Genomic DNA, 18,209 nt, shown 5'->3' on the forward strand with positions numbered 1-18,209 from the left:
CTGATTGTCAGAGCCAAATGTGATTATAGTCGCCTCCATGGGCTGCCAACGCGGCCGATTTTTATCCCACCGGACAGAACATCAAGGAGATGACCGTGAAGAATGCCGACCTGCAGGCCCGCAAGAACGCCGCCACCCCGCGCGGCGTCGGCGTGATGTGCGATTTCTACGCAGCCCGCGCCGAGAACGCGGAGCTGTGGGATGTCGAAGGCCGCCGCTTCATCGATTTCGCCGCCGGCATCGCGGTGCTGAACACGGGCCACCGCCATCCGAAGATCGTCAAGGCGATCGCGGACCAGCTGAACAGCTTCACGCACACCGCTTACCAGATCGTCCCGTACGCGTCGTACGTCGAGCTGGCGGAAAAGATCAACGAACGTGCGCCGGGCGACTTCCCGAAGAAGACGGCGCTCTTCACGACCGGCGCCGAAGCCGTCGAAAACGCGATCAAGATCGCGCGCGCGGCAACCGGCCGTCCGGGCGTCATCGCGTTCTCGGGCGGCTTCCACGGCCGCACGATGATGGGCATGGCGCTGACCGGCAAGGTCGCCCCGTACAAGCTGAACTTCGGCCCGTTCCCGGGCGACGTGTTCCACGCGCCGTACCCGAACGCCGTGCACGGCGTGACGACGGCCGACTCGATCAAGGCGATCGAGATGCTGTTCAAGGCCGACATCGATCCGAAGCGCGTCGCCGCGATCATCTTCGAGCCGGTCCAGGGCGAAGGCGGCTTCAACCCGGCGCCGGCGGAATTCGTGCGCGCGCTGCGCAAGATCTGTAACGAGCACGGCATCCTGCTGATCGCCGACGAAGTGCAGACGGGCTTCGCACGTACCGGCAAGCTGTTCGCGATGCAGCACTACGACGTGCTGGCCGACCTGATCACGATGGCGAAGAGCCTCGCGGGCGGCATGCCGCTGTCGGGCGTCGTCGGCCGTGCGGACGTGATGGATGCGGCAGCGCCCGGCGGCCTCGGCGGCACGTACGCGGGCAACCCGCTGGCCGTCGCATCGGCGCACGCGGTGCTCGAGATCATCGACGAAGAGAAGCTGTGCGAACGCGCGACGCAACTGGGCGACGTGCTGAAGGCGAAGCTGAACGCGCTGCAGGCCGACGTGCCGCAGATCGCCGACGTCCGCGGTCCGGGCGCGATGATCGCCGTCGAATTCATGAAGCCGGGCACGGGCGAGCCGGACGCCGACTTCACGAAGCGCGTGCAGGCGCGTGCGCTCGAGCGCGGGCTGCTGCTGCTCGTGTGCGGCGTGTACTCGAACGTCGTGCGCTTCCTGTTCCCGCTGACGATTCCCGAGGCCGTGTTCGACGAAGCGCTCGTGATCCTCGAGGAAGTGCTGAAGGAAACGGTCGGCGTCCCGGCCTGAGGTCCCGTCAACTGAAAGCGCCGCTGCCGTCGTGACGACGGCAGCGGCCGTTTCACATCTTCATAGCAGGCGATTCATATGAGCACTGTTCAGGAAACCCTGGCACTGAAAGATCCGACGCTGTTCCGCCAGCAGGCATACGTCAACGGCGAATGGCAAGGCGCGGCGAACGGCGAGTCGTTCGAAGTCCGCAACCCGGCCACCGGCGGCCTGCTCGGCACGGTGCCGGCAATGGGCGCAGCCGAGACGCGTCACGCGATCGAAGCCGCGAACGCCGCATGGCCTGCGTGGCGCAAGAAGACCGCGAAGGAGCGCGCGGTCATCCTGCGCAAGTGGCACGACCTGATGATGGAGAACGCCGACGACCTCGCGCTGATCCTGACAACCGAGCAAGGCAAGTCGCTGGCCGAAGCAAAGGGCGAGATCGGCTACGCGGCCTCGTTCCTCGAGTGGTTCGCGGAAGAAGGCAAGCGCGTGTACGGCGACACGATCCCGACGCCGGCGAGCGACAAGCGCATCGTCGTCACGAAGGAAGCGATCGGCGTGTGCGCGGCGATCACGCCGTGGAACTTCCCGGCGGCGATGATCACCCGCAAGGTCGGCCCGGCGCTCGCGGCAGGCTGCCCGATCGTCGTGAAGCCGGCGGAAGCGACGCCGTTCTCCGCGCTCGCGATGGCCGTGCTGGCCGAGCGCGCGGGCGTGCCGGCCGGCGTGTTCAGCGTCGTCACGGGCGACCCGAAGGCGATCGGCGGCGAACTGACGTCGAACCCGATCGTGCGCAAGCTGTCGTTCACCGGCTCGACGCCGATCGGCCGCCTGCTGATGTCGCAATGCGCGGCGACGGTCAAGAAGGTGTCGCTGGAACTCGGCGGCAACGCGCCGTTCATCGTGTTCGACGACGCCGATCTCGATGCGGCCGTGCAGGGCGCGATCGCGTCGAAGTACCGCAACAGCGGGCAGACGTGCGTGTGCACGAACCGCTTCTACGTGCACGAAGCCGTGTACGACCAGTTCGCGCAGAAGCTCGCGGCGGCGGTCGGCCAGCTGAAGGTTGGCCGCGGCACGGAGCCGGGCGTCACGCAAGGCCCGCTGATCAACGAAGCGGCCGTGCTGAAGGTGGAAGCGCATATCGAGGACGCGCTCGCGAAGGGCGCGACCGTCGTGACGGGCGGCAAGCGCCACGCGCTCGGCCACGGCTTCTTCGAGCCGACCGTGCTGACGGGCGTGACGCCGGCGATGAAGGTCGCGAAGGAAGAGACGTTCGGGCCGCTCGCGCCGCTGTTCAAGTTCGGCAGCGACGACGAAGTGATCCGCCTCGCGAACGACACCGAGTTCGGTCTGGCTGCGTATTTCTACAGCCGCGACATCGGTCGCGTGTGGAAGGTTGCCGAAGCGCTCGAATACGGGATGGTCGGCGTGAACACCGGCCTGATCTCGAACGAAGTCGCGCCGTTCGGTGGCGTCAAGCAATCGGGCCTCGGCCGCGAAGGCTCGCACTACGGCATCGACGACTACGTCGTGATCAAGTACCTCTGCCTGGCCGTCTGACGGTTCGGGGCCTGTCGCATCCGTGGCAGGCCCTGACCGCCCGGCCGGAACCGGGCGGTCACGACGCGGGCCGGTGTCCCTCTCCGCCGTGCCCGCGTCATCTTCCTGCTCCGATCAACGAAACACGTTCACCGCATCCACCAACCGCGTCGCCTGCTGCTTCAGGCTCTCCGACGCCGCCGCACTCTGCTCGACCAGCGCCGCGTTCTGCTGCGTGATGTTGTCCAGATGCACGACCGCCTGATCGACCTGCGCAACCCCCGTGCTCTGCTCGGCGGTCGACGAGCTGATCTCCGCGATCAGGTCCGACACGCGCTTCACCTGCGTGACGATGTCCTCCATCGTCTTGCCCGCTCCATCGACGATCCGTGCACCCGACTCGACCCGTTCGACGCTCGCGCCGATCAGCGTCTTGATCTCCTTCGCCGCATTCGCGCTGCGCTGCGCGAGCGCCCGCACTTCGCCCGCGACCACCGCGAAGCCGCGTCCCTGATCGCCCGCGCGCGCCGCTTCGACCGCCGCGTTCAGCGCGAGGATGTTGGTCTGGAATGCGATCCCGTCGATCACGCCGATGATGTCGGCGATCTTGCGCGAGCTGCCGGTGATGTCGTTCATCGTCGTGACGACTTCGCTCACCGCCTGCCCGCCCCGCTCGGCCGCTTCGCTCGCGGACACCGACAACTGGTTCGCCTGCTGCGCCGTCTCCGCATTGCTCGACACCGTGGCCGTCATCTCGGCCATCGACGCGGCGGTTTGCTGCACGCTGGTCGATGCCTGTTCGGTGCGTGCGCTCAGGTCGTTGTTGCCCTGCGCGATCTCGTTGCTCGCACGCTGCACGTTGAGCACTTGTTCGCTGACGTCGTCGACGAGCCAGCGGAACATCAGCCCGAGCTGGTTGATCGTGCGCAGCGTCATGCCGATTTCGTCGACGCGATTCATCGCGACGCCGCTACGGCTTTCACCGGTCGCGACACGCAATGCCTGATCGCGCAACTGCATCAGCGGACGCGCGATCTGCGCGTCGAGCCATAGCCCGGCGGCAATCGACGCCCCGGCCGTCGCGGCGGCAAATGCCGCGAACCCGGCACCGGCCAGCCCGCATGCCCACCCCGCGCCGACGACGGCCGGCGCCAGCACGCACAGCGTCGAATGCAGCCGCGCACGCACCGACATCGTCTGGAACAGCGACGCGACGCGCATCAGCCCGCCTCGAACAATCAGACCCTTGTGGAAACGGCGGTTGCCGGCCTTGCCTTCGCGGAACGCGCGGTACAGCTCGTCGGCCGCCGCGATCTCGTCGCGCGATGCCTTCGTGCGCACTGACATGTAGCCGGTCGGCTGCCCGTTGCGCATCACCGGCACCGTATTCGAACGCACCCAGTAGTGGTCGCCGTTCTTGCGGCGGTTCTTCACGAGCGCGGTCCACGGCTCGCCGTTCCTCAGCGTCGCCCACATGTCGGCGAACGCCTCCTTCGGCATGTCCGGGTGACGCACGACGTTGTGCGGCTGACCTTCGATCTCCTCGGGGGAAAATCCGCTGACCTGAATGAATGCGGCGTTCGCGTACTTGATGTAACTGTCAGCATCGGTAGTCGACATCAGCGTCGCATCATCCGGAAAATCGAATTCGCGTTGCGTGACAGGCTGGTTATTGCGCATGGTGTGGAGTCCCGGGTTGCGGATTTTGCGTCCGCCTGTGGATGAATTCGAGACCGTACGCATCGCGGACAGCCCGCATGCGTTCGATCAGACTCCTGCGCTTTCGGCAAATCTGGCGAAAACATTATGCCAACCACGGGTAAATATGCATTAATCGTTCATCGCCTTGATTTAGCCGAATACTTTGTTTATACGTAAATCAAAAACTCCGCTTTATCAAATAGTTGCGCGCCAATCGTCTGATCATTCAGGACAATTCCTTCGACCGGATTGGCGCATAAATCCGGTTTGATGCATTCGAATCCGATCAAACCGGAAAGAGATTTCGCCGCCTCGTCGCGACGGGATACGCAAGCACGCGCGGCGATTACCGAAACACGTTCACCGCATCCACGAGCCGCGTCGCCTGCTGCTTCAGGCTCTCCGACGCCGCCGCACTCTGCTCGACCAGCGCCGCGTTCTGCTGCGTGATGTTGTCCAGGTGCACGACCGCCTGATCGACCTGCGCAACCCCCGTGCTCTGCTCGGCGGTCGACGAGCTGATCTCCGCGATCAGGTCCGACACGCGCTTCACCTGCGTGACGATGTCCTCCATCGTCCTGCCCGCGTCGTCGACCCGCCGCGCGCCTGATTCGACCCGCTCGACGCTCGCGCCGATCAGCGTCTTGATCTCCTTCGCCGCATTCGCGCTACGCTGCGCGAGCGCCCGCACCTCGCCCGCGACCACCGCGAAACCGCGCCCCTGCTCACCCGCACGCGCGGCTTCGACCGCCGCGTTCAACGCGAGGATGTTGGTCTGGAACGCGATCCCGTCGATCACGCCGATGATGTCGGCGATCTTGCGCGAGCTGTCGGTGATGTCGCTCATCGTCGCGACGACTTCGCTCACCGCCTGCCCGCCCCGCTCGGCCGCTTCGCTCGCGGACACCGACAACTGGTTCGCCTGCAACGCCGTCTCCGCATTGCTCGACACCGTGGCCGTCATCTCGGCCATCGACGCGGCCGTCTGCTGCACGCTGGACGCGGCCTGCTCGGTACGCGCGCTCAAATCGTTGTTGCCCTGCGCGATCTCGTTGCTCGCGCGCTGCACGTTGTGCACCTGTTCGCTGACGTCGTCGACGAGCCAGCGGAACATCAGCCCGAGCTGGTTGATCGTACGCAGCGTCATGCCGATTTCGTCGACGCGGTTCATCCGCACGCCGCGGCGGCTTTCGCCGGTCGCGACGTTCAGCGCCTGGTCGTGCAGCAGCTTCAGCGGACGCACGATCTGCGCGTCGAGCCACAGCCCGGCCGCAACCGACACCCCGCCCGTCGCGGCGGCAAACGCCGCGAGCCCTGCACCGGCCAGCCCGCATGCCCACCCCGCGCCGACGATGGCCGGCGCCAGCATGCACAGAGCCGAATGCACGCGCGCGCGCACCGACATCGTCTGCGGCAGCGACGCGATGCGCAGCAGCCCGGTGCGGACGATCAGTCCTTTGTGGAACTTGCGTTGCCCGGCCTTGCCGTCGCGAAACGCACGGTACAACGCGCCGGCGGCCTCGATCTCGTCGCGCGGCGCCTTGGTACGCACCGACATGTAGCCATGCGGCGCGCCGTTGCGCATCACCGGCACCGCGTTCGCGCGCACCCAGTAATGGTCGCCGTTCTTGCGGCGGTTCTTCACGAGCGCGGTCCACGGCTCGCCGTTCTTCAGCGTCGCCCACATGTCGGCGAACGCCTCTTGCGGCATGTCCGGGTGACGCACGACGTTGTGCGGCTGGCCGACGAGCTCATCGTTCGAGAAGCCGCTCACATGGGCGAACGTCGTGTTCGCGTACGTGATGTAGCTGTCGGCATCGGTGGTCGACATCAACGTGACGTCGTCGGGAAATTCGAATTCTTGTTGGGTGACAGGCTGGTTGTTGCGCATGCAGGGCTCCGAAAGGCGGATCGGAAGACAGGATCCGCGCGGCGCGAAAATCACGCTCAGTAGCCGAAAAACGGTTTATCGCTTTACGACGGTCTCGTTCTTGCTGTCGGCAATTTCAGCTAAAACCTTACCCCTCGAATACAAAAAACACCGAATTCGCTTATCAAAATGACTTGGATCAAATAATCTCGCGATAATCGATGCCCGCACTGTTCCACCGCGGCTCGATGCGTTATGGGAGAACGCCGGGCGGCAAGCCAATGCCGGCAACGGCGACGCTCAGCGAAACGATTCGCCCCCTTTCGCCCAATTCAACCGCCATTCGAAAAATTCGATGAAAAAGATCCGGCACGAACTGAATCGGCCACGCAGGCATACGCCATGCCGCTCGCAACGCGCCACCGGCCAGGCGACCGGATGACGCGCCGCACCGCTACCGAACGCGACGCGCTGTCGGGCCGCCTGCTCGCGCGCGACGAACTGCCGCTGGTGTGGAGCATCGACCGACGCGAGATCATCCACCATCTGTACGCGCTGCGCGACGGCGAGCTGCATCTGGTCCCGGACTTCTACGACGTGCAGGGCTGGCCCGACGGCGAAGCCGAACACTACACGCCGATCCTGCTCGACTGTCACGATCGCGGCGGCTGGTGCCTCGGGATGTTCGACGGCACGCGGCTCGTCGCGGCGGTCATCGTCGACGCCGATCCGCTCGGCGCGCAGCGCGACATGCTGCAACTGAAGTTCCTGCACGTGAGCCACGACTGGCGCGGCTGCGGGCTCGGCGCACGGCTCTATCGCGCGGCCCGCACGCAGGCGCGCGCGATGGGCGCGAAACGTCTGTACGTCTCCGCCACGCCGTCGCAGCACACGATCGACTTCTACCTGCGGCTCGGCTTCACCGTCAGCGCGTCGCCCGACCCGGTGCTGCATGCGCTCGAGCCGGAAGACATCCATATGGAAGCACCGACCGCCTGACGCGAACGTGCGAGCGCGACCGCGAGCCGCGCATAGCACTTCCGCTCGACCCACGCCGCCAACACGGAGAACGACCATGCAGAACGCGCCGCCGCAGCCGGTCCCGCCGAAAATCCTCGTCAGCATGTGCGTGCTCGGTCACCCGGTCCGCTACAACGGCTCGGCCAGGACCGCCGCTCACGCGGCGCTCGAACGGTGGCAGCGCGAAGGGCGCCTGGTGCCGGTCTGCCCGGAACTGGCAGGCGGATTCAGCGTGCCGCGCCCGCCCGCCGAGATCGCGGGCGGGGCATCCGGGCAACGCGTGCTGTCGGGTGCCGCGCGCATCGTCGACGTGCATGGCACGGACGTCACGGCAGCGTTCGTCGACGGCGCGCAAACCGCGCTGGCGCTCGCTCGCGCACACGACTGCCATTTCGCGATCCTCGCGGACGGCAGTCCGTCGTGCGGAAGCCGCTTCATTCATGACGGAAGTTTCACGGGCCGGCGGCATGCCGGTGCCGGCGTCACGGCGGCGTTGCTGCGCGAGCATGGCGTCGAGGTGTTCGCGGACACCGAGATCGACGCGCTCGTCGCCCGCCTTGCGCAACACACGGAGGGCTGAATGACGAAGTGGCCGTCACGACGATCTCGTGACGGCCACTTCGTTGGCGTTGAAGCAGCGGCGAAGCGGCGCGGATCCTGATCCTGCCGCTTCTTCCGGGTGACGCGCTCAGACGCGTTCGATCGCGATCGCGATGCCCTGGCCGACGCCGATGCACATCGTGCACAGCGCGAAACGGCCGTGGGTGCGATGCAGCTGGTACATCGCGGTCGTCACGAGACGCGCGCCCGATGCGCCGAGCGGATGGCCGAGTGCGATCGCGCCGCCGTTCGGGTTCACGCGAGGATCGTCGTCGGCAACGCCGAGCATGCGCAGCACCGCGAGACCCTGCGACGCGAACGCTTCGTTCAGCTCGATCACGTCGAACTGGTCGATCGTCATTCCGAGTCGCGCGAGCAGCTTCTGCGTGGCGGGCGCCGGGCCGATGCCCATCACGCGCGGCGCGACGCCGGCCGTCGCGATGCCGAGCACGCGGGCGCGCGGCGTCAGGCCGAAACGCTTCGCGGTGGCTTCGTTCGCGAGCAGCAGCGCGGCGGCGCCGTCGTTGACGCCCGACGCATTGCCCGCCGTCACCGAGCCGTCCGGGCGCACGACGCCCTTCAGCTTCGCGAGCGTCTCCAGCGACGTTTCGCGCGGATGCTCGTCACGCGAAAAGACGACGGGATCGCCTTTCTTCTGCGGAATCGTGACCGACACGATTTCCTCGGCAAGCGTGCCGTCCTGCTGCGCACGTGCGGCCTTCTGCTGGCTGCGCAGTGCGAACAGGTCCTGGTCGGCGCGGCTGATGTTGTAGTCGACCGCGACGTTCTCGGCCGTTTCGGGCATCGAATCGACGCCATGCAGCTTTTTCATCAGCGGATTGACGAAGCGCCAGCCGATCGTCGTGTCGTGGATGTCGGCCTGGCGCGCGAATGCGCTGGCAGCCTTGCCCATCACGAACGGCGCGCGCGTCATGCTTTCGACGCCACCGGCCACCATCAGCGCGGCCTCGCCCGACTTGATCGCGCGCGCGGCCACGCCGACCGCGTCCATCCCGGAACCGCACAGGCGGTTGATCGTCGAACCCGGCACACCCTCCGGCAGGCCCGCGAGCAGCGCGGACATGCGCGCGACGTTGCGGTTGTCCTCGCCGGCCTGGTTCGCGCAACCGTAGATCACGTCGTCGATCGCGGTCCAGTCGACGTCGCGGTTGCGCTCGACGAGCGCCTTGAGCGGCACCGCGCCGAGGTCGTCGGCACGCACGCCGGACAGCGCACCGCCGTAACGGCCGATCGGCGTACGAATCGCATCACACAGAAAAGCTTCAGTCATCAGTGTCTCCGGTCTCATGCAAGGCTGGGAAGTGAATGAAACGCGCCCCTTGCATTGCCCGCCGGGATGCGCTTAAATGTTCTATATACGAACATAAGATCGTGTATCGAACGTTCAACGCATCATAGGGAGTGCGGGGACGACCTGTCAAGCGCCTGGTCCGCCGTGCGGTTGGCGTGTCAGGCCCCATGCGCTATCTTCTCGGCTGCACGACAATTCGACCGTTCATGACAACCGAAGACATCCAGAAACCCGGCGACTCCTATGTGCAGTCGTTCGCGCGCGGCCTCGCGGTGATCCGCGCGTTCGACGCCCGGCGCCCGGAGCAGACGCTCACCGAAGTCGCGTCGGCCACCGGACTCACGCGCGCGGGCGCGCGCCGGATCCTGCTCACGCTGCAGACGCTCGGCTACGTCGAGGCCGACGGCCGGCTGTTCCGGCTCACGCCGAAGATCCTCGAGCTCGGCTTTGCGTATCTCACGTCGATGCCCTTCTGGAATCTCGCCGATCCGGTGATGGAGCAACTGTCCGCGCAGATCCACGAAAGCTGCTCGGCGGCCGTGCTCGACCGCACCGAAATCGTCTACGTGCTGCGCGTGCCGACCCACAAGATCATGACGATCAACCTGTCGATCGGCAGCCGCCTGCCCGCGTACTGCACGTCGATGGGCCGCGTGCTGCTGTCCGCGCTCGACGATGCGGCGCTCGACGAGACGCTCGCGCAAAGCGGCATCCGCGCCCACACGCAGCGCACGATCACGGATCTCGGCGAACTGAAGGCGACGATCGCGCAGGTGCGCCAGCAGGGCTGGGCCGTGGTCGACCAGGAACTCGAAGTGGGACTGATGTCGATTTCCGCGCCGATCCGCAACCGGCGCGGGCAGGTGATCGCCGCGATGAACATCAGCGGCAACGCGCAGCGGCACACTGCGAAACAGATGGTGAAGGAATTTCTCGGGCCGCTGCAGCAGGCCGCGCAGACGGTGTCGGATCTGGTGGCACGACGCGGCTGAGCGGCAGGCTCGCATGCCGGCTCGGCGATACGGCATCTCGCGGACAAAAAAAGACGGGCGGCATGCGCCGCCCGTTCAACTCTCTGACTCTGCTGCAACTCCTTCTCACGGAACACGGAGCATGCTCCGCACCGCCCAATTTAGTGACGCGGCGCAAGGCGGTCAATTTGACGAGAACGAAATTGCCCGGCACCTTTCGGACGCCGGGGTGCCTCAGCGCCCCGCCGCTCACGCGCCGAGCAACATCCCCTTGCGCACCGGCACCGTGCCCGTCACGCGGCCGAGCGGCGCGCCGGCCGTCACGAAGCGGATCGCGCGACGCATGTAGAACACGCCGTCGGTGCTGCTCGACACGGTCGTGATCGCATCGGTCAGCGGATCGACGATGTCGAACAGCGGATCGCCGGCGCGGATCGTCGCGCCGATCGCCGCGCGATGCACGAGAATCCCGCTCACCGGCGCGTAGAACTGCTCGCTGCCGGCGAGCGGCGTGGCCGGCGCGAGAAGCGGCGGCAGCGGCGTGCGCTCGCCGCGCACGGCGCCGCACCACACCAGATAGGCGACGAGCGCATCGGCGTCGCGCTCCGCGTATTCGTACGTCACGTCGCGCTGGCCGCGGCATTCGACCGTCACGGCCACCGTGCCCGCCGCCATCGGCGTATGCGCCGGCAAATGCTGCCGCAACTGCGACCACAGCAGGTGATGCGCATCGTCGAACGCGTGGCCGCCCGAATCCTCGGCGAGCAACGACACCTCGGCACCGAGATAGCGCGCAAGCGGCTCGACCTGCGGCCACGCGGTGTCGCTCGTGTACACATGCATCGCCGCTTCGAGCGAACAATGCAGGTCGATCACGACATCGGCATCGTGCGACAGCTTCAGCAGCGCGAGCTGCAACGCGTCGAATTCGGTGCGCGGCGCGATGTCGTCGAGCGCCGCGCCGACGCAATCGCGCACGATCGCGCGATTGCGCGCCGGGTCCGCGCCGAGCCGCTCGCGTGCCCGTGCGGCGATCTCCGCGAGCGGCAGGAAGCCGCGATTGAAGTTGCGCCCGCTCGCGAGATCGAAGCGGCCGATGAATTGCCCGAGCAGATGATGATTGAGGCCGACCGGGTTCGCGACCGGCACGAGCACGATTCCGGCCGCGAGCCGGCCTTCGGCGTCGAGTTGCGCGAGACGCTGCTTGAGCACGACCGCGGCGAGCATCGCCGGGGTCTCGTCCGCATGCAGCGCGGCCTGCAGGTAGATCTTGCGGCCGGCGTCGGCCGGCCCGAAATGGAAGCTCGTCAGCGTGCGCTGCGTGCCGATCGACGGCGACAGGAGCGGCGTGGTGCGAATCTGCATCGATGATCTCGAATGAGGAAGAACGGGAGAATGGGAGATTGGCGCGGCTCAATCGCCGTACGGGTTGAAATCGAAGTACTTCTTCGCGATCCGGTCGTACGTGCCGTCCTTCAGCATCGACGCGATGGCGCCGTCGATCGACGCCTTGAGCGCCGTGTCCGACTGGCGCATCCCGATCCCGACGCCGCGATCGCCCATGTCGAGCGGCGCGCCGACGAACGCGAAGCCCTTGCCCTTCGGCTGGCGCAGGAATCCGTAGTCGGCTTCCACCGCGCCGAGCAGCGCCGCGTCGAGCCGGCCGTTGACGAGATCGGCAAACACGTCGTCCTGGCTCTTGTACGGCACGATGCCGACGCCGGCCGGCGCCCAGTGCGCGAGCGCCCACGATTCGAACTGCGTGCCCGACTGCACGCCGACGCGCTTGCCGGCGAGCGACGCGGTCGTACTGCCGAGCCCGAGCGCGGGCCGCGCGACGAGGCGCGACTTGAAGCGGAACAGCTTCGACGAGAACAGGATCTGCTTCTCGCGCTTCTCGGTGATCGCCATCGACGACAGGATCGCGTCGATCTTGCGCGCCTGCAGTGCCGGGATCATCCCGGAGAATTCCAGCTCGACCCACTGGCAGCGCAGTTGCGCGCGGCGGCAGATCTCGTTGCCGAGATCGACGTCGAAGCCCTTCAGGCTGCCGTCGGGCGCCTTCGCGTCCATCGGCGGATAGGTAGGATCGATGCCGAAACGCACCACGTGCGCGTCGAGCGCATGCGCGGGCGCGGCCGCGAATCCGATGCACAGGGAAACCAGCGGAAGGAGGAAGCGACGGAAGCGTTGCATGCGTTTCATGGTCGACGGAGGGCAGGAAGAGGAACAAGCGGCACGAGCCGGACTGCCTGCGATCGTAGTGCGTGCACGTCGCCGCCGGAACGCGCGGCTGTCTTATCATGATCACTCTTTCCGATCACCGGCACCGCGCTCGACCATGGCGTTCACGCTGTCCCAGCTTCGCATCTTCCAGGCCGTCGTCGAGCATGGCAGCCTGCGCGCCGCCGCACGCGCGCTCGATCTCGCGCAAAGCGGAGTCACCCAGCAGTTGCAGAGTCTCGAAGCAACGCTCGGCGCAACGCTGTTCACGCGCACCAATCGCGGGATCGTGCCGACTGCCGTCGGCCAGCGGCTGCTCGCCCGTTCGGGCGCGATCCTCGGCGAATGCGAACAGGTCGAGCACGAGATCCGGCAACTGAGCGGCACCTATGAGGGCACGGTCACGCTCGGCCTGGTGGCCGAACCGCTGATCGACGCGTTCGCGCCGGTGCTGACGGCATTCCGCGAGCGCTTCGCGAAGGTCGACGTGCACCTGCGCACCGGCACGTCGCGGATGATGATCGGCTGGCTGCGCGAGAACGCGGTGGATTTCGCGATCGCGCTCGTCGCGAAGCAGACCGACACGACCGATCTCGCGGTCACGCCGCTGCATGCGTCGGCGCCGGTGGTCGTCTGCCGCAGCGGCCATCCTGAGCGGCACGCGCAATCGCTTGCCGAGCTGGCCGATTACGCGTGGGTGTCGACGCGTTCGCCGAACCTGAGCGCCGATCCGGTCGTCAACCGGCTGCTCGCGTACTTCGATGTGCACGGCCAGCCGCCACCGAAGATCATCGCGACCGTCGAAGGGATGTTCGAGACGCTGCAGCTCGTCACGCAGACCGATTGCCTCGCGCTCGAAACCGAAGCCGTCACGCGGCACGGGCCGTTCGCCGGCGCGCTCGCGAAAGTGCCGGTGCGCGAGCAGGCGGAATCGCAGGAGATCTGCCTGCTGCAGCGCGCGGCCGTGCCGTTGACGCCGGCCGCACAGGAACTGGCGACGATGCTTGCGTCATACCTGAGGGCCGTGCGTGGGCGGTAAGCGCGGCGCGCCGCCCGCGGCACGGTCAGTCACGTCGTGTCAGTCCATCGACTCGCGCGCCGTCTCGCGCAGCATCGCCACCGCGATCAGCGACAGCACCACGCACGCCGCCACATAGCCGGCCGGCGCGAGCTTGCTGCCTGTCGTCTTCACGAGCCACGTCGCGATCAGCTGCGCGGTGCCGCCGAAAATCGTCACCGCGAGCGCATACGCGATCGAGATGCCCGTCGCGCGCACGTGGCGCGGCAGCGACTCGCACATCAGCGCCATTTCCGATGCCGACCCGAGCGAATAGAACAGCAGCATCAGCGCGGTCAGCGGCAGGATCACCGACAGCGTCGGATGATGGTTCATCAGCCAGAACGCGGGGAACAGCAGCAGCACCAGCACGCCGCGCCCGACGAAGATCGGCATGCGCCGGCTGCCCAGGCGATCCGACAGCCAGCCGAACATCGGACACGTGACCAGCATCACGCACCCCGACGCAACGCCGACGAACATCGACAGCTTCATCGGCAGGCCGAGCGTATGGATCGCATAGGTCGGCATGTAGAACGTCAGGATGTAGGTCGACACCGTGCCGCCCATCACCGTCAGCATCAGCAGCACGACCGTGCGCGTATGCTGCGAGAACAGCTCGCGCAGCACGCCGCGTTCGATGCCGTGATGGCTGTCGCCGGGCGCATCGTCGGCGAGCCGGCGGCGCAGGTACATGCCGACCGGCGCGATCAGCACGCCCACGAAGAACGGCAGGCGCCAGCCCCAGCCTTCGAGCGCCTCCTTCGTCAGCGTGTTCGACAGCAGCGCCGCGAAGCCCGAGCCCATCAATGCCGCGCCGCCTTGCGTCGCGAGCTGCCAGCTCGCGCGAAACGCGCGGCGCGAGGTACCGCCCTGCTCGATCAGCGTCGACGTCGCCGCGCCAAACTCGCCGCCCTGCGAAAAACCCTGCATCAGCCGCGCGCAGACGACCAGCAGCGGTGCGGCCACGCCGACCTGCGCATAGGTCGGCGCGATCGCGATCAGGCCGGTGCCGAGCGCCATCAGCATGATCGTCAGGTTCAGCGCGGCCTTGCGGCCCTTGCGGTCCGCATAGACGCCGAGCACGACGCTGCCGAGCGGCCGCGTGAAGAAGCCGGCGGCGAACGTCGCGACCGACAGCAGCAGCGACGTGGTCGGATCGCTCGACGGGAAGAACAGCTTGCCGATCAGCACCGCGAAGAACCCGTACACGGTGAAATCGAAGAACTCCAGCCAGTTGCCGATCACGGCCGCCGCGATCGCGCCGCGCCGCGTGACGGCGGGTGCGCCGTGCGTCTCGGTTCCGGCTGCCCCCGTTGACGCGGGGTGCAGCGCGAGATGGTCTTTCTGCATGCTTCGTGCCTCCTCTCGATGCGGCCGGAAGCGCCGGCCGCCCGCCGTCTCCTGCCACGCTCACTGCCCCAGGTAGCGCTCCACGAGACGCGCCCAGAACGCCGCGCCGATCGGCAGGTTGCGGTCGTTGAAGTCGTATTTCGGGTTGTGCACCATGCAGCCGTCCTCGCCTTCGCCGTTGCCGAGCCGCACGAACGAACCCGGCCGCTGCTGCAGCATGAACGCGAAATCCTCGCTGCCCATCAGCAGGTCGGCCTGCTCGACCACGTGCGCATCGCCCACGAGCTCGCGTGCGACCTGCGCGGCGAAATCCGTTTCGGCATCCGTATTGACGACGACCGGATAGCCTTCGATGTACTCGACATTCGCCGTCGCGCCATAGCTCGCGGCCTGCGACTCGGCGAGCTCGACGATGCGGCGCTTGAGCAGCGCGCGCACTTCCGGGCTGAACGAACGCACGCTCAGTTCGAGGCGCGCGCCGTTCGGGATCACGTTGTTCGCGGTGCCCGCATGCATCGAGCCGACCGTGACGACCGCCGGCTGCGACGGGTCGACGTTGCGCGCGACGATCGTCTGCAGCGCCATCACGATGCTCGCCGCGACCACCACCGGGTCGACCGTCAGGTGCGGGCGCGCCGCGTGGCCGCCGACGCCTTCGATCGAGATGATCGCCTTGTCGCCGGCCGACATGAACGGGCCGCGCCGCGTGAGGAACACGCCCGGCGCCGCGCCCGGATGGTTATGCATGCCGTACACGGCATCGCACGGAAAGCGCTCGAACAGGCCGTCGTCGATCATCTTCTTCGCGCCGCTATCGACGCCGTGCTCTTCGGCCGGCTGGAAATACAGGTGCACGGTGCCGGAGAAGTTGCGCGTCTTCGCGAGATGCTGCGCGGCGCCGAGCAGCATCGTAGTATGGCCGTCGTGGCCGCACGCGTGCATCTTGCCGAGCGTGCCGCTCGCGTACGGCAGGCCGGTCGCTTCGAGGATCGGCAGCGCGTCCATGTCCGCGCGGATGCCAATGCTGCGCTTGCCGTCGCCCACGCGCAGCGTGCCGACCACGCCCGTCCTGCCGACCCCGCGCGTCACCTGCCAGCCCCATTGCTCGAGCTTGTCCGCGACGAGCGCGGCCGTTTCGTGCTCCTCGTACGCGAGCTCGGGGTGATGGTGGATGTGGTGGCGAATCTCGCGCAGCCCGTCGGCGGCGGGCATCAGGTCTTCGATTTCGGTGAATCGGACGTCGGTGGTCATCAAGCGGCTCCTGCTGTTTGTCAGCGTATCTGCGCACGCGGGCGATTGCGTGCGGTAAAGCGAGCCACTATATCGAGCCGATACCGGTTCAATAAGATGCTGAATTTTTCACCGCGATAAGCTTTATTAATCAGGGTTAATACTGGCAAGCGCTGCCCGAGCGACGTCGCCCGACAGGCCATTCGCCCCGATTGCCGCCTCGGTCATTGATTTTTGAGACGAACGGTCTATTATTCGCGGATGGACGTTCGAACCGACCCGCCTCGCCGCCGCGGCAGGCCACCCAAACGACACGAGGACCTCGTCGCCACGCGTGACATGCTGTTGCGCACCGGGCTGGAGGTGCTCACCGAAAAGGGCTTTTCGGCCACCGGGCTCGACGAGATCCTCGGCCGCGCCGGCGTGCCGAAGGGCTCGTTCTATCACTACTTCGACAGCAAGGAGGCGTTCGGCCTCGAGTTGATCGACCGCTACGCCGAATTCTTCGCCCGCAAGCTGGACCGCCATTTCAGCCAGCTCGACCGTACGCCGCTGCAGCGCGTGCGCGCGTTCGTCGACGACGCGTGCGAAGGGATGGCCCGCTACGCATACCGCCGCGGCTGCCTGATCGGCAACCTCGGCCAGGAAATGGGCGCGCTGCCCGAGCCTTTCCGCGCGCGGCTGCGTGCCACGTTCGAGGACTGGCAGCGCCGTCTGGCCGACTGCCTGGCCGCCGCGCAACAGGCAGGCGAGCTGGCGGCCTCGGCCGACGTCGCCGAGCTGGCCGCGTTTTTCTGGATCGGCTGGGAAGGCGCCGTGCTGCGCGCGAAGCTCGAACGCAGCGACGTGCCGCTCAAGCTGTTCGCGCAGTTTTTCTTCAACGGCCTGCCGCGCCACTGAGTTTTTTTGCCATTGACTAGACGATCGGTCTAAAAAGGAGAACGCATGTTCCAGGGCATCGTGATCGACAAGGACGAAACCGGCCAGCACGCGCGGCTGCAAACGCTGGACGACGCGCAGCTGCCCGCGGGCAACGTGACGATCCGCGTCGGCTATTCGACACTCAACTACAAGGACGGGCTCGCGATCACCGGCAAGAGTCCGGTGGTCCGCAAGTTCCCGATGGTGCCGGGCATCGATCTGGTCGGTGAAGTCGAGCACAGCACGCATCCGGATTACCGCGCGGGCGACCGGGTCGTGCTCAACGGCTGGGGCGTCGGCGAAACGCACTGGGGCGGCCTCGCGCAGAGGGCGCGCGTCGACGGCGACTGGCTCGTGCCGCTGCCGGCCGCGTTTTCTCCAGAACAGGCGATGGCCATCGGCACGGCCGGCTACACCGCGATGCTGTGCGTGATGGCGCTGGAGCGGCACGGCGTGCGTCCGGACGACGGCGAGATCGTCGTGACCGGCGCGGCAGGCGGGGTAGGCAGCGTCGCCACCGCGATTCTCGCCCGGCTCGGCTATCGCGTCGTTACCGTGACCGGCCGCCCCGACGATGCCGACTACCTGCGGCAACTCGGTGCGGCGGAGATCCTCGACCGGTCGCAGTTCAGCACACCCGGCAAGCCGCTCGGCAAGGAACGATGGGCCGGCGCGGTCGACGTTGCCGGCAGCCATGTGCTCGCCAACGTGTGCGCGACCACGCGCTATCGCGGCGTGGTGACCGCCTGCGGCCTCGCCGCCGGGATGGACTTCCCCGCGAGCGTCGCGCCTTTCATCCTGCGCGGCGTGACGCTCGTCGGCATCGACAGCGTGATGTGCCCGCGCGCCGAGCGGCTGGAAGCATGGCGCCGTCTCTCGTCCGATCTGGATGTGGAGAAGCTCGGCACGATCAGCCACCAGGTCGGCCTCGGCGATGTCATCCCGCTCGCCGGCGAACTGATCGGCGGCAAGGTGCGCGGCCGCATCGTCGTGGACGTCAACGCGTAACACGCGCCATGGCAACCCGTCGTTTCTTTTCAGGCGC

Annotated in this window: 15 protein-coding genes; 8 read left to right on the top strand and 7 right to left on the bottom strand. The window is 67.0% G+C overall.

The features are described 5' to 3' along the window. The first annotated feature begins 95 nt into the window (after positions 1 to 95). Together J7024_RS08060 and gabD are read left to right on the top strand one after the other, a co-directional pair. Positions 96 to 1,379 (top strand): 4-aminobutyrate--2-oxoglutarate transaminase, encoded by a 1,284-nt coding sequence (locus J7024_RS08060; protein ID WP_175770471.1) that lies wholly within the window; start codon positions 96 to 98, stop codon positions 1,377 to 1,379. Between the two features lie 78 nt (positions 1,380 to 1,457). Further along, entirely contained in the window at positions 1,458 to 2,927 is a 1,470-nt protein-coding gene (gene gabD / locus J7024_RS08065; protein ID WP_124830202.1) for an NADP-dependent succinate-semialdehyde dehydrogenase, read from the top strand. Between the two features lie 114 nt (positions 2,928 to 3,041). Here the strand turns inward: gabD and J7024_RS08070 are convergent, their stop codons facing one another. Beyond that, positions 3,042 to 4,586: a methyl-accepting chemotaxis protein gene (locus J7024_RS08070; protein ID WP_175750636.1), complete on the bottom strand. Its 1,545-nt coding sequence runs from the start codon at positions 4,584 to 4,586 to the stop codon at positions 3,042 to 3,044. A 367-nt stretch (positions 4,587 to 4,953) separates the two neighbouring features. Beyond that, positions 4,954 to 6,498, bottom strand: coding sequence for a methyl-accepting chemotaxis protein (locus J7024_RS08075; protein ID WP_124826605.1), 1,545 nt, complete (start codon positions 6,496 to 6,498; stop codon positions 4,954 to 4,956). 417 nt (positions 6,499 to 6,915) lie between these two features. Here J7024_RS08075 and J7024_RS08080 point away from each other — a divergent pair, with 417 nt between their 5' ends. Continuing rightward, positions 6,916 to 7,476 (top strand): GNAT family N-acetyltransferase, encoded by a 561-nt coding sequence (locus tag J7024_RS08080; protein ID WP_124826809.1) that lies wholly within the window; start codon positions 6,916 to 6,918, stop codon positions 7,474 to 7,476. A 76-nt stretch (positions 7,477 to 7,552) separates the two neighbouring features. Beyond that, positions 7,553 to 8,077, top strand: coding sequence for a DUF523 domain-containing protein (locus J7024_RS08085; RefSeq protein WP_175760755.1), 525 nt, complete (start codon positions 7,553 to 7,555; stop codon positions 8,075 to 8,077). A 108-nt stretch (positions 8,078 to 8,185) separates the two neighbouring features. On the opposite strand, the gene pcaF is transcribed toward J7024_RS08085, so the two are convergent. Continuing rightward, entirely contained in the window at positions 8,186 to 9,388 is a 1,203-nt protein-coding gene (gene pcaF, locus J7024_RS08090; protein ID WP_124826607.1) for a 3-oxoadipyl-CoA thiolase, read from the bottom strand. A gap of 227 nt (positions 9,389 to 9,615) precedes the next feature. Between pcaF and J7024_RS08095 the strand changes: the two genes are divergently transcribed. Further along, the gene (locus J7024_RS08095) at positions 9,616 to 10,401 is read left to right on the top strand and encodes an IclR family transcriptional regulator (RefSeq protein WP_175750635.1); all 786 of its coding nucleotides are present in this window, start codon (positions 9,616 to 9,618) and stop codon (positions 10,399 to 10,401) included. 228 nt (positions 10,402 to 10,629) lie between these two features. Here J7024_RS08095 and J7024_RS08100 read toward each other — a convergent pair whose 3' ends face one another. Continuing rightward, entirely contained in the window at positions 10,630 to 11,745 is a 1,116-nt protein-coding gene (locus J7024_RS08100; protein WP_124826609.1) for a succinylglutamate desuccinylase/aspartoacylase family protein, read from the bottom strand. Between the two features lie 48 nt (positions 11,746 to 11,793). Further along, positions 11,794 to 12,576: a transporter substrate-binding domain-containing protein gene (locus tag J7024_RS08105; RefSeq protein ID WP_175760757.1), complete on the bottom strand. Its 783-nt coding sequence runs from the start codon at positions 12,574 to 12,576 to the stop codon at positions 11,794 to 11,796. Between the two features lie 145 nt (positions 12,577 to 12,721). Here J7024_RS08105 and J7024_RS08110 point away from each other — a divergent pair, with 145 nt between their 5' ends. Further along, positions 12,722 to 13,642, top strand: coding sequence for a LysR family transcriptional regulator (locus tag J7024_RS08110; protein ID WP_124826611.1), 921 nt, complete (start codon positions 12,722 to 12,724; stop codon positions 13,640 to 13,642). Positions 13,643 to 13,681: 39 nt separating this feature from the next. Here J7024_RS08110 and J7024_RS08115 read toward each other — a convergent pair whose 3' ends face one another. Both J7024_RS08115 and J7024_RS08120 read right to left on the bottom strand, forming a co-directional pair. After that, positions 13,682 to 15,013 (bottom strand): MFS transporter, encoded by a 1,332-nt coding sequence (locus tag J7024_RS08115; protein ID WP_175750634.1) that lies wholly within the window; start codon positions 15,011 to 15,013, stop codon positions 13,682 to 13,684. A gap of 60 nt (positions 15,014 to 15,073) precedes the next feature. Next, on the bottom strand, positions 15,074 to 16,264 hold the full coding sequence (locus tag J7024_RS08120) for a M20 aminoacylase family protein (protein WP_175750633.1): 1,191 nt from the start codon (positions 16,262 to 16,264) through the stop codon (positions 15,074 to 15,076). A gap of 240 nt (positions 16,265 to 16,504) precedes the next feature. On the opposite strand from J7024_RS08120, the gene acuR reads away from it, so the two are divergent. Both acuR and acuI read left to right on the top strand, forming a co-directional pair. Beyond that, complete coding sequence (acuR, locus tag J7024_RS08125; protein ID WP_124826614.1) at positions 16,505 to 17,143, top strand: acrylate utilization transcriptional regulator AcuR; 639 nt, start codon at positions 16,505 to 16,507, stop codon at positions 17,141 to 17,143. A 45-nt stretch (positions 17,144 to 17,188) separates the two neighbouring features. After that, positions 17,189 to 18,172, top strand: coding sequence for an acrylyl-CoA reductase (NADPH) (acuI, locus tag J7024_RS08130; protein ID WP_175750632.1), 984 nt, complete (start codon positions 17,189 to 17,191; stop codon positions 18,170 to 18,172). Positions 18,173 to 18,209 lie beyond the last annotated feature (37 nt).

Source organism: Burkholderia sp. WTPI3 (assembly GCF_021483755.1).
Lineage (GTDB): Bacteria > Pseudomonadota > Gammaproteobacteria > Burkholderiales > Burkholderiaceae > Burkholderia.